Genomic DNA, 13,498 nt, shown 5'->3' on the forward strand with positions numbered 1-13,498 from the left:
TAGCCAATTTTATACCTACAGTGTAAAAATTATAACTTATAATGATTCATCAACATTTTCTCATACATCTTATCCGGCAAAATTCGTTTTAGCACAATTGAGAATTTTTGCATAAATACTCCCACTTTATAATGCACCTTAGGTTTTTTGCTTTTAATAATTTTAAAAACAGCTTCTGCCATTTCTAAAGGATTGCTACCAGAATCGACATGTCCATCCATTAACTTTAAAGTATCCCCATATGGTTTCTCATACGGAGAACCATCTATAACCGGAGCATGGTATCGACCCGCAGCAATATTTGTAGCAAAATCTCCCGGAGCTACATTGGTCATTTCGATATTAAAACTCTTTAATTCCATTCGCCATGCTTCAGTAGTCATTTCCAAAGCAGCCTTGGAAGCACTATAAATTCCACGATATGGCAATCCCATATATCCTGCTATAGAAGTTATGTTAATTACCAAACCACTACCTTGTTTTCGCATTAGAGGTAATACAGCCTTCGTTACGTTAATTGGTCCAAAATAATTTGTCGTAAAGTTTCTAATTATTTCTTCTTCTGGAATCTCTTCTATAGGACCAGTAATCCCCGCACCTGCATTATTTATCAACACATCCAAACGTCCATGTTTTTCTTCAATTATCTTAACCGCAGATGTAATACTATCAGTATCAGCCACATCTAACTGAAGGAGGCTAAACATATTAAAATCAGGAAACCTTGAAGGATTACGACTTGTACCATATACTATATATCCTTTTTCTGTAAGGTATGCACCTATTGATTTCCCTATTCCTGAGGAGCCGCCGGTGATTAAAACAACAGTGGTATTTTGATTTGTGTTCATATACGCAAATATACAATTCTGATTTACGAATTTCGACTAAAGAATTGATGAATTATAAATAAGAAAAGAGTGAGAATTTGTCAAATTTATTGTACAAAAAAAGGCAAGCTACCTACATCACACTGCTACAACCGTCTACCTTTGCTGCGTTCCCGCCCTGGAGGATTCAACAGGAGCTAGTTGTGTAGGACTTGCCGGTGCAAAGATACAATCTTTAGTAAATAAAACAATGATTTTTTAAACCCAATTAAAATAAATATCTTGCTTCAAAATTTAACCACACAAATGAAGATTCATAACTCCTTCGTCATCATTATATTAAGTCTATTTATCTTTTCATGCGGCAGCAATCAGGAGAAGAAAAAAAAATATTTTTCCATCATTACAGAAGATAATCAAACCAAATTCGTACTTGGTCAGACGATAAAAGCTGATATTACAAATAAACAGAATATTAAAATTGACTCTGTAGCATATGTATTAGATGATAAGAGAGTCATTGTAAAAAATGATTTTAAATATGAAGAAAAAATAGACACTGAAAGATTAGGAAATCATGTACTAAAAGCTCAAGTATTCTATGGCGGTAACATAGATACCATTACCAAAAAGATAACTTTTCTTAATAATGCATCTCCTAAATTATACAGCTACAAAATAATTGCAGAATACCCGCATGACAAAGAAGCTTTTACTCAAGGTTTAGAATTTTTTGGAGATACTCTTTATGAGAGTACAGGACAAAAAGGAAAATCTACATTAAGAAAGGTCAATTACAAAACAGGAGAAGTTCTGGTGAAAAAAGATATTGACAAGCAATATTTTGCTGAAGGAATTACCATATTAAATGATAAAATATTTCAATTAACATGGACTGCAAAAGAAGGGTTCATTTATGATCTCACAACTTTAAAAAAAACAGGAACTTTTGCATATAATCAAAGTAAAGAAGGTTGGGGCTTGTGTAATAATGGTACCGATATTTATAAAAGCGATGGTACTCAAAAAATATGGATTCTTGATGCCAATACACTTGCAGAAAAGCGTTATATCGAAGTAACCACAAATAAAGGTGCTAAATCAAGGTTTAATGAACTGGAATGGGTGGAAGGTAAAATTTACGCAAATACTTGGCAAAAAGATGGTATCGCTATAATTAATCCAAAAAACGGTGCTTTAGAAGCAGTCATTAACTTAAGTGGCTTGCGTAAAAAAGTATTACAACATCAAAATCTGGATGTCTTAAATGGTATAGCATATAAGGCAGATACCAAACATCTTTTTGTAACTGGTAAAAATTGGGATAAAATTTTTGAAATTGAAGTAATAAAGCAATAAAAAAATAAGCATAAGCACCTAAATTCAAATGAATTAACCAAATTTTAAGACTATCAAACTATTCACACCATTCAAAAAATGGGTTTAGAAACACGTAAAATTATCAGCCCTAACTTTAATACGAATTGCAACACTATAATAAGTACCTCGTTATTGTAATAGACAGATAATAAACCGTACCTTTGCGGCTTATTTTTAGCTATATGAATAAATTTGAAGCATTAGGCCTAGGTGAAGCCATTATAAAGGCGGTGAATGATATGGGTTTCGAAACCCCGAGTGAGGTACAGGAAAAGGCAATCCCTATTTTGCTTAATGAAGATACAGATATCGTTGCGTTAGCGCAAACCGGTACAGGAAAAACAGCTGCTTTTGGTTTTCCTTTAATTGAAAAAGTAGATAATAAGAGTAGAATTACACAAGGATTAATCCTTTCTCCTACTCGTGAACTATGTTTACAAATTACCAATGAACTTAAAAATTACTCTAAACATGTCCCAGGATTACATACTGTAGCCATTTATGGAGGGGCAAGTATAACTGATCAGGCAAAACAAATAAAACGTGGTGCGCAGATCATTGTTGCTACTCCTGGAAGAATGCAAGATATGATCAATCGTAAATTGGTTGATATTTCTAACATTGGTTACTGCATATTAGATGAAGCAGATGAAATGTTAAACATGGGATTCTATGAGGATATTAATGCTATTTTATCTCATACTCCAAAAGACAAAAACACTTGGTTATTCTCAGCCACCATGCCAAAAGAGGTGTCTACAATTGCAAAACGTTTCATGAGTACACCTATAGAAATTACTGTAGGTCATAAAAACACAGGATCTAAAAACGTTTCTCACGAATATTATGTAGTAAACTCTCGTGACCGATACGCAGCCTTAAAACGTTTATCAGATGCCAATCCTGATATTTTTTCTGTGGTATTCTGTCGTACCAAAAGAGATACACAAAAAGTAGCAGAAAATCTTATTGAGGATGGATACAACGCTGCTGCTTTACATGGTGATTTAAGTCAAAATCAGCGTGATTTGGTAATGAAAAGCTTTAGAAATCGACAAATTCAAATGTTGGTTGCTACAGATGTTGCTGCAAGAGGGATTGATGTTGATGACGTAACCCATGTTATTAATTATCAACTTCCTGACGAGATAGAAACGTATACCCACCGAAGCGGAAGAACTGGACGTGCAGGGAAAAGTGGAGTTTCTATGGTCATTGTTTCTAAAAGTGAAGTTAGAAAAATTAAGTCTGTAGAACGAATCATCAAAAAGAATTTTGAGAAAAAAGAAATCCCAAGTGGAGAAGAAATATGCCAGGTTCAGTTATTTCACTTGGCAAGTGATATCGGAAAAGCAGAAATAAATCATGAAATTGATAGTTACTTACCTTCTATTAATGAAGTATTAGAAGAGTTTTCTAAGGAAGAATTGATTAAAAAATTCTTTTCAGTAGAATTCTCACGTTTTCATAATTATTATAAAAAATCAAGAGATCTAAATGCTATAGGCAGTGATCGAGAGGGTAATTCTAGAAACAATGATGGCAGTACTCGTTATTTTATCAATGTAGGAGAAAAAGATGGATTTGATTGGATGACTTTAAAAGACTTCCTTAAAGATGTCTTGTCGTTAGGAAGTGATTCTTTAAGTCGGGTAGATGTAAAAGAAAGTTTTTCATTCTTTAATACTAATGCTGAGCATCAAGAACTTGTCCTTTCTGTTTTTGAAAATTTCAAAATGGAAGGCAGAAAAGTTAATGTAGAAATTTCTAAAGATTCTGGCCGAAGAGGCGGAAGACGCCGTCGTGATGATGGTGGAGGATATAAAGGAAAACGTAGAAGTAACGACTTTAAACCAAAAGGTAAAAAGCGCTTTGACTCTAATGAAGACAGAGGTAGTGGAGGAAATCAAAGAAGAGATCGAAGAAAGCGTAGCGATCGCAGATAAATCAAATGATATGTCTTGGTGTTCAATATTTTTTAAAAATTAATCTATTGAATACCAAGGTTTAACAAAGTAATATGATTTTTGGCGCGATTTTTATGTTATATTATTAAAAAATGAACGTCATATTATAATACATGAAGAGAATATTATTTTACATAGCACTAATCATTGGTATAACCTCTTTTGCACAGGACAATAATTCTGAAGCTGTATCAGGTAAGGTATTAAATGCTGCTACAGACCAAACATTAGAAAATGTTCATATTGTGAACCTTAGTCAGGTAATTGGTACTATTACTGATGATTCTGGAAATTTTAATATTCCTGCTAAAGTAAATGATACTCTTTATTTTTCTTATATCGGATACAAGCCATTACGGGTTAGAGTTACCAATGATTGGATTAAGTTTGGAGAAGTTAAAATTAAAATGACCGAACTAGGTATTGCCTTAGAAGAAGTTGTAGTTGCCGATGTACAGCTAACTGGTTATCTGGAGATTGATGCTAAAAGAATTCCTATTTACAACAACTATAGATATAGTATTTCTGGATTAAATTCTGGTTATGAAGGAGGCAGCAAACAACCCGGAGCTGTCAATAAAGTTTTAGGAGCAATATTTAATCCTGCAGATTTTCTCTATAACATTTTTAGTAAACGATCTAAAGAGCTCAGAAAGCTTCGTAAGATGAAAAAAGATGATGAAATCAGAAATCTTTTGGAAACCAAGTTTGATCGTGCGACATTAACAGCATTACTCCAGGTAGAACGTTTAGATATAGATGAAATACTTCGCAATTGTAACTATTCTATCGATTTTATAAAATTCGCTAATGATCTTCAAATCCTCGATGCAATAAGTGAATGTTATGAAGAATACAAAATTTTAGACAGAAAATAAAAGATTAAATTAGAAGTGTTATTTATAAAGTACGTCTTCATATCATAAATAAAACCTGATTATTTTTTAATTTGAAGAGTGTAGTGCAATTCTATTACCTTCTGAATCTATAAAATAAGCCATATAACCATGTTCTTCAGAAATTTGCTTTTTATTTAGAACTACTTTTCCTCCAGCATCTTCTACTCTACTCATTTCATTTGATACATCTGTACAAGAAAAATATACTAAAACCCCATTCTCACTTGGAGTATAATGACCTTCTGCCTCAACTAAAGATCCTGTAGCAATACCAGATTGATTTTTATTAGGAAACCATCCCATTTGCAACCCATCCATGTCATGTATGGAAATCTCAATATCGAATACTTTTTCATAAAAAGCTTTTGCTCTATTCATATCAGTAACGGGAATTTCGAACCATGCTATCATAATATAAAACGTTTAACTGTTATTTTATTTATTTGAAATTTACTTATTATCATGGTAACGTGCAATAATTTGCTCATGACTTTTAATAACTTTCTTCGCCCATTCCATTCGCTTTAGTAGTTTTTCTTCTTCTTGCAATTGCCATTTAATTTCTGTATCCCTAAGTTGAGAAGTCACATGTTGCAGTATAATTGCAGCAGACACCGAAATATTTAGGCTTTCTGTAAAACCAACCATAGGTATATGTAATCTACTATCTGCAGCTTCAAGTACTTCATCACTCAACCCCTGTTGCTCTCTTCCAAAGAAAAAAGCAGCGGGTTGATTAATATTAAAATCTCCTAAAACCTTTGAGTCATCATGCGGAGAGGTTGCCACAATTTGATATCCTTTAGCTTTAAGAACATCAATACATTCTTTTGTAGATGAATACCGGTTAATATCAACCCATTTTTGTGCTCCCATAGCAATTTCTCTATCTATCCGTTTTACATTTACCTCTTCAATTACATGTACATTCTGAACACCAAACACATCACAACTTCGTATCACCGCACTTGTATTATGTAATTGGTATACATCTTCTACAGCAACTGTAAAATAATTTGTTCTATTGTCCAAAACTTTTTTATTAAGATATTGTCGTCTAGGAGTAAGAAAAGATTCTAAATATTCAAGCAGTTTTATATCTATCATAGCTGCTAAAATATAAAACAATATACTTATAAACTCAAAAAAGAGGGTCGTCTGATAGTTTTATCAAACAACCCTCTGCCCATCTACTTAATTTAACTTAATTTATATTAACATAGGAATACATATCACATTAATAGAAATTAAAATGATAATGTAATCCTAGATCTAAAATTCAGATTTTAAAAACACGTAAAATTAAAATATGAAATCATTTGATTTTTGACAATATAAAACCTCCCGCAATTACCCCTAAAAACGAGAGGTTTATAGTAAACACATTGTCAAAATGTATTTTTATAACTAATAACTAAATAGTTATCAGCTACTTTATATTTTTATCTGATCAATAAAGCTAACTAATATAAAACCTCCCGCAATTACCCCTAAAAACAGGAGGTTTATAGTAAACACATTGTCAAAATGTACTCTTATAACTAATCTCCATTAGTTATTTATTTTTTTTCTGACTAGTTGTAAATTAATATAAAACCTCCCGAAATTACCCCTAAAAACAGGAGGTTTATAGTAAACACATTGTCAAAATGTAACCTTATAACTAATTATATTTTAATAATTAGTTTCATTTTATTTATTTGACAATACAAATGCTACTTTTTAAATTAAAACCTCCTGAAATTACCCCTAACAACAGGAGGTTTATAGTAAACACATTGTCAAAATGTACTTTATAATCAATCACATAAATATTGTAATTGGTTTTATTTTTCTTCTTCAATATTATATATCATAACGCATTTCCTCAATCTTGTAAAAACCTGATAAACTAGTTTTATGAATAGGGAAAAATATATCGCTTAACGTCATCTTTTTAAAAACAAAAAAAACACTGAAAATCAAATTATTACAACTATAAACTATATTCTTATAGCATGTAGAAGCTCTAAACTCTGTTAAAAAAACTGTTAAGAAAGTGCTAAAAAACTTACGGGAATACCGTAAAAAAGATAAAGAATACCTATATTTCGCACTTGAAAAATTACCAAAAGAATGTATCTTCTTTTCTTTTAAGGAAAGACAAGTCTCATTAAAACAAGACCATAAATTATATCTTGTAATTGCAAGAATTAATAATCCACTCATAATGGTTAATTTTTAAATTAATCGTTATTCAGACCCTGCTTTTGTTGGCTCGCCAAAGTTTTACAATTGCGGGGTTGTTTTGTTTAAACATCTAGTCTAGTGTACAGTATAATTTTTATAAAAAACACTCCTAGCTAATTGTCCAAAACATATTTTACTATTTACCAATTTTTATTTTCATCATAATTCATGTACTAAACAAATAGTACATATATTGCTTATATATCAATAAAAATATATGATATATATTTACATATATAGATTTTATTTGACCTTACTACGTGTTTACAAATTAAAAATATATAGAATATAAAAACCAAAAGGTAGGGGTAAGAAAATAAGTTTTTATTCTTCTAAACTATATTTCATGTTTTACTAAAAAACAATACTTAAAGATAATCACAATTTGCCAAACACACATACGACAAAAACACCTAATTATTACGGTTAAACCATAAAAACTCTTTATCCCGTTTATACGCTAAAAAATCCAAATAACATAAATTAAAATTCTAATCAAAAAAAGTCATAAACACCTAAAAAACAATGATTTGAAATTTAATAGCAGTAATTTTCAACAAATAAAAAAAGTAAGAATATTCTTCAACAAAAATTAAATAAAGTCATTTTTAACTACAATTTAACGCTTTTTATCCGTTTTTATTTTTTTTAAAAAACGTCAAATTATGGAAAACAAGCTGCATTAAACCCTCAAAATAATTACAATACTCTAGTTTTCCGATAGTTAATTAGTTTTATAGCTTTTAAGAAGAATATACACATTAAACTCCTGATATATTTCTCTCTCTTTATTACTAAGCTTTCTTTTGAATTTCTACAGAATGAGGATAAGGAATTTCTATTCCTGCTTTATCTAGAGCAAGTTTACAGTTTTCTAACGTTTCAAAATATACATTCCAATATTCTTCTGGAGCACAATAAGGTCTGACAGCAAAATCGACAGAGCTCTCTCCCAATTGAGATACATTTACTGATGGTGCGGGATCTTGTAGAACTTTTGGATTAGATACTAATACTTGTAACAATACTTCTTTGGCCTGTTTAATATCTTCATCATAACCGATACCTATAGTAAGGTCTACTCTCATCATACCTTCAGCAGTATAATTAATGATATTACCATTTGCAAGAGCTCCATTAGGTATAATAGCCAATTTATTTCCTGGTGTAATTAATTTTGTTGTAAAAATCTCAATTTCTTTTACAGATCCTACTACTCCTTGTGCTTCAATAAAATCCCCTATTTTATAAGGTCTAAAAATCATGATAAGTACTCCACCAGCAAAATTAGATAGGGATCCTTGTAATGCTAAACCAACAGCTAAACCAGCAGCAGCAATTACAGCAGCAAACGTAGTGACATCTATCCCTAATCTGGAAATCACAAGGATAATTAAAAATATTTTTAAGGCCCAATTTACAAGATTTAATAAAAATTTCTGCAAAGATTCATCATACTTCCCTTTAGCCATTATTCGTCCAGCACTTCCTATCATTTTTTTTATTACCCATGATCCTATAATAAAAATTAAAATTGCAGTAACTAGCTTTGGACCAAATTCTTTTGCTAATTCGATACCATAATTAAACCATTCTTGAGCTTTTTCCATTTGTTTAGAGTGTTAGTTGTGTATTGATAACAGAATATTATTATGTTTATTATTATTCTTTTTTTGAATATAAAATTTATATATAAATTCTTAAAAAGAATAACTAATCATTTTGGAAATAACATTATCAAATTGATTTTTTCTATCAACCACTATATTAGGAAAAATAATGATTTAAAAGAAGCGAGGAGTTAACATTCTATTATATTTTTTAAAGAGCTCGAATCTTAACATTACTTCATAGCTCCCATCATTAAATTGTGTTTGTCCCAGTTCAGTTGTTTCTCTATCATAGGCTAAACCAATCATTAATGCGTCAGATATTTGAAAACCTATCTGACCTGTCACAGCTGCACTCCAGCGATAGGCAACTCCTAAAGTTAACCGTTCATACATCAAAAAATTTGCAGAAACATCAACTTGTAATGGTGCTCCAAAAACCAATTTACCTAATACTGCTGGTTTAAACTTTAAATTATCATTTAGATCAAATACATAACCAGTTATCAAATAATAGTTAATACGTTCTTCTGCCAAAAAGCTAACCGCTTCACTATCAGTACTTGTACTACTTTCATCAAAATGATTAGTTTCTAAGAGACTAGGAGCACTTAAACCAAAATAAAATTTATCAGTATGATAGTAAAACCCTACTCCTATTTGTGGACTAAATTTATTATCAATATTATTTTCAAATAAAGCATCATTACCGTTAAACTGAGATAATCGTTGGAAATCAACATTTAGTAAATGCCCTCCTGCTTTAATTCCCAAACTCAGTTTTCCTCTTTCAGATAGTGGTATTGTGTATGAAAAATCGATACCAAAATAAGTTTCATCCGTTGGACCAATTTCATCATTAACGATTGACAATCCTAACCCTAAACGTTCATTAGTTCCCATGGGGGTATTAATTGTTAATGTCTGAGTACGAGGTGCACCATCCAAACCAACCCATTGACTACGATGCAATCCCATAATACTAAGTACTCCTCGACTTCCGGCATAGGCAGGGTTAACACTAATAGTATTATACATATATTGAGTATACTGAGCATCTTGCTGCGCATAACTATTATGAAACACAACATTCAAAAGTACTATAGTAATTATTATATGTATAATTTTCATAGACGACAATTTAGTATACCTAATCTTGATAAAAGATTATAAATATATCATTGAGATATCATTTGCATATTTGCCATTTTTATAAATGATAACATTTTTGCTATCAATTCGTATATCATCATGTTTATTGAGTATTAATGAAGAAGAGGTTTCTAAAAATGAATATGCTATAAATAAATATGTACATAATAAAAAAGCAAGTATTCCTATTAAAAAAAATATAGAATAATTAGAGGTAACTTTTATTTGTTCTTGAATAGAGTTTGAATTGATATCTTGATTGATATCTTGATTGATATCGTTTGAAGAAAAAAAACTACATACATCTAATGATGTAAAAAATTGAAACCTCATAGTGGTTATTATATTAGATTTATCGTTACTCAGACCCCCACTAATTACTAGCTCGCCAAAGTTTTATAATAGCGGGATTGTTTTTTTTATTTTTTCTTCAAAAAGAAGAATACCAATTATACTTATTCATCATTTTGTATAACAAAGAATACATTCATAAAATCAAGGTTCCTTGAATTGTTATAAAATATGGTTTTCAGTATTATTTTTTTTAAAATAATATCACCGTATAATATTTTGTACTATCATATCAATTTTAGCCATTTTAACAAACTTAGTTGACTATCAAAAATCCATGATAAAGAGGTAAGAAAACAATATAATTAAGATAAAATTCTTCTATTAAAAACCTATTGTTTTAGAACAATATCAATTATATTATATTTCTTTTAACATCATAAATTTATAGATAAAACTTTAATTGGTACTTCACTCATACATCAAAATAAATACGCTAAAACCGTAAGCCTACTTCAACTACTTGATTTCCAATATCAAAGATTCTTTATCAAATAGGGCAATCAGTACCGACTACCCTATTTAAATTAACAATGTGTGTTTTTCATTTTATTATAGTTTATTATTACTAATTAAAACTTGAAAAGCTACTATCTATGAATATATAAATAGCCTGCTTTATTTTTTCTTTCTCCAGATGCTAAAATATATTCAAGCACATAATAATATGTCCCTACAGGTAACTCTTCACTCTCTTTTATAGTTGATCTACCCTTAGAAACTCCTCTGAAAAAATTATCATTTCTTCCATAATCATCAGCTTCAAATACTTTGACTCCCCAACGATTATAAACCTCTAATGTATTTTCATATTTTTCTATTCCATTTATCATAAATACATCGTTAACTCCATCCCCATTAGGAGTCACACCAGAATATACAATAATCTCATCATCCATACGAATTACAGTAACTGTTTCATCTTCAAAATCTCCATCATTATCTATATCAATATTAGTATCATTTGAAGGATCGTCTGACATATCGGTCACATCCTCTCCATTAGGATTTTGACCAATTACAGTTGCTTGATTGGCTACTTCTCCTAAAAGTATATCTTCTTCTGTTAAAATATAAGTAGCTGTAAAACTATTCACATCTATTTCTCCTACTTCCAAATCTATAGGACCTCCGATAACTTCTATTCCTTCTAATGAATCTATAAGAACAATATTTGTTATATCTACATTCCCATTATTTTCAACTGTAAAAGAATATTCTATTTCATCTCCTACATTTAAAACGTTATCATTATTGGCATCTATATAAACACCTACCTTGGTTAATTCTAAATTTGATATACTATTTACATTTCCAACTCTAACATTTATTATCGCGTCATCACAATCAATAGGTATAGCTATACTACATAAACTATATCTGATTGTATAATCTCCTGGTGGTGTACCAGGCAATACTAATATTTCACCTGTTGCAATATCAAGACTGACACCATCGCTTGGATTTGGGTCTAATATGGAAGTAATAACTACATCTACTCCTAGAGTAGCTCCATTACCATTAATAGTGTCATTGTTATCAACAATATTAGTCGAGTTACCACCCGTATCTCCCGCTATAATTACATTATCATCATTAGCAGTAATGCATGAAGGAGAATTTATTGAAATCATTTCTTGGCAACTGACAGTAGTTACTGTAATATCCACATTATCTCCTGATATAATATTTGTAATACTCCATATATTACCCGAAACATTTGTTACTATTCCAGTTGTACTTGTCACAACTCCACCACTAACAGTAACTTCCATTGAATATGTTATTTTATCTGCTGAACAAGTTGGCCCGCTTGTAATGCTAATAGTTGGTACTGCTGTTATGGTTACATCCCTGGTCGCAGTAGCATCAGGACAACCGCCTGTACCGCTTACTGTATAGGTCATGGTCACCGTACCCGCTGCTACTCCCGTAATCAGTCCAGTGCTTGCGTTGATGGTTGCGATTGATGTGTTTGCTGAACTCCAGCTTCCGCCTGCTTCTGTAGAGCTAAAAGTAGTCGTACCGGCAATACAGGCTTCCTGAGTTCCAGATAGGGTTCCTGCTGTAGGTGGTGCGGTAATGGTTACATCCCTGGTTGCAGTAGCATCAGGACATCCCCCTGTACCACTTACCGTATAGGTCATGGTCACTGTACCGGCTGCTACTCCGGTAATCAGTCCGGTGCTTGCGTTGATGGTTGCTATAGTAATATCGGCTGAACTCCAGCTTCCGCCTGCTTCTGTTGAACTAAAAGTAGTCGTACCGGCAATACAGGCTTCCTGAGTTCCGGATAGAGTTCCAGCAACTGGTGGTGCGGTAATGGTTACATCCCTGGTTGCAGTAGCATCAGGACATCCCCCTGTACCACTTACTGTATAGGTCATCGTTACCGTACCGGCTGCTACTCCGGTGATAACTCCAGTGCTTGAATTAATCGTAGCGATTGATGTGTTTGCTGAACTCCAGCTTCCTCCTGCTTCTGTTGAACTAAAAGTAGTTGTACCGGCAATACAGGCTTCCTGAGTTCCAGATAGTGTTCCTGCTGTAGGTGGTGCGGTAATGGTTACATCTCTAGTCGCGGTAGCATCAGGACAACCGCCTGTACCACTTACTGTATAGGTCATCGTTACCGTACCTGCTGCAACTCCGGTAATCAGTCCGGTGCTTGCGTTGATCGTTGCTATGCTAATATCGGCTGAACTCCAACTTCCTCCTGCCTCTGTTGAGCTAAAGGTTGTCGTACCGGCGATACATGCTTCCTGAGTTCCGGATAGGGTTCCTGCTGTAGGTGGTGCGGTAATGGTTACATCTCTAGTCGCGGTAGCATCAGGACAACCGCCTGTACCACTTATCGTATAGGTCATCGTCACTGTACCGGCTGCTACTCCGGTAATCAGTCCGGTGCTTGAATTAATCGTTGCGATTGATGTGTTTGCTGAACTCCAGCTTCCTCCAGCTTCTGTTGAGCTAAAAGTAGTCGTACCGGCAATACATGCTTCTTGAGTTCCCGATAGGGTTCCTGCTGTAGGTGGTGCGGTAATGGTTACATCTCTAGTCGCTGTAGCATCAGGACATCC

Annotated in this window: 10 protein-coding genes and 1 other RNA gene; 3 read left to right on the plus strand and 8 right to left on the minus strand. The window is 32.4% G+C overall.

The window, feature by feature from the left end:
* Window positions 1–29: 29 nt before the first annotated feature.
* The gene (locus PQF96_RS27860) at window positions 30–851 is read right to left on the minus strand and encodes an SDR family oxidoreductase (protein WP_271770280.1); all 822 of its coding nucleotides are present in this window, start codon (window positions 849–851) and stop codon (window positions 30–32) included.
* A gap of 98 nt (window positions 852–949) precedes the next feature.
* An RNA gene (gene ffs, locus PQF96_RS27865) (signal recognition particle sRNA small type) lies at window positions 950–1,048 on the minus strand.
* 88 nt (window positions 1,049–1,136) lie between these two features.
* Here ffs and PQF96_RS27870 point away from each other — a divergent pair.
* The 3 genes from PQF96_RS27870 (at window position 1,137) to PQF96_RS27880 (ending at window position 5,055) form a co-directional block, all read left to right on the plus strand.
* A complete protein-coding gene (locus PQF96_RS27870; RefSeq protein ID WP_143916279.1) occupies window positions 1,137–2,189 on the plus strand; it encodes a glutaminyl-peptide cyclotransferase in 1,053 nt (350 codons plus the stop codon).
* 203 nt (window positions 2,190–2,392) lie between these two features.
* Complete coding sequence (locus PQF96_RS27875; protein WP_271770282.1) at window positions 2,393–4,156, plus strand: DEAD/DEAH box helicase; 1,764 nt, start codon at window positions 2,393–2,395, stop codon at window positions 4,154–4,156.
* Window positions 4,157–4,290: 134 nt separating this feature from the next.
* A complete protein-coding gene (locus PQF96_RS27880) occupies window positions 4,291–5,055 on the plus strand; it encodes a carboxypeptidase-like regulatory domain-containing protein (RefSeq protein ID WP_109435443.1) in 765 nt (254 codons plus the stop codon).
* Between the two features lie 66 nt (window positions 5,056–5,121).
* Here the strand turns inward: PQF96_RS27880 and PQF96_RS27885 are convergent, their stop codons facing one another.
* The 6 genes from PQF96_RS27885 to PQF96_RS27910 all read right to left on the minus strand — a co-directional run.
* Complete coding sequence (locus PQF96_RS27885) at window positions 5,122–5,487, minus strand: VOC family protein (protein WP_109435444.1); 366 nt, start codon at window positions 5,485–5,487, stop codon at window positions 5,122–5,124.
* Between the two features lie 39 nt (window positions 5,488–5,526).
* On the minus strand, window positions 5,527–6,183 hold the full coding sequence (locus PQF96_RS27890) for a TrmH family RNA methyltransferase (protein ID WP_271770285.1): 657 nt from the start codon (window positions 6,181–6,183) through the stop codon (window positions 5,527–5,529).
* Window positions 6,184–8,099: 1,916 nt separating this feature from the next.
* Window positions 8,100–8,915: a mechanosensitive ion channel family protein gene (locus PQF96_RS27895; protein WP_271770287.1), complete on the minus strand. Its 816-nt coding sequence runs from the start codon at window positions 8,913–8,915 to the stop codon at window positions 8,100–8,102.
* 174 nt (window positions 8,916–9,089) lie between these two features.
* Window positions 9,090–10,046, minus strand: coding sequence for a PorP/SprF family type IX secretion system membrane protein (locus tag PQF96_RS27900; RefSeq protein WP_271770289.1), 957 nt, complete (start codon window positions 10,044–10,046; stop codon window positions 9,090–9,092).
* 36 nt (window positions 10,047–10,082) lie between these two features.
* Window positions 10,083–10,400 (minus strand): hypothetical protein, encoded by a 318-nt coding sequence (locus PQF96_RS27905; RefSeq protein ID WP_271770291.1) that lies wholly within the window; start codon window positions 10,398–10,400, stop codon window positions 10,083–10,085.
* A 608-nt stretch (window positions 10,401–11,008) separates the two neighbouring features.
* Window positions 11,009–13,498: Ig-like domain-containing protein (locus PQF96_RS27910; protein WP_271770293.1), on the minus strand; the 2,490-nt coding region annotated here is incomplete at its 5' end.

The sequence above is a fragment of the Aquimarina algiphila genome (genome assembly GCF_947494415.1).
GTDB classification, from domain to species: Bacteria; Bacteroidota; Bacteroidia; order Flavobacteriales; family Flavobacteriaceae; genus Aquimarina; species Aquimarina algiphila.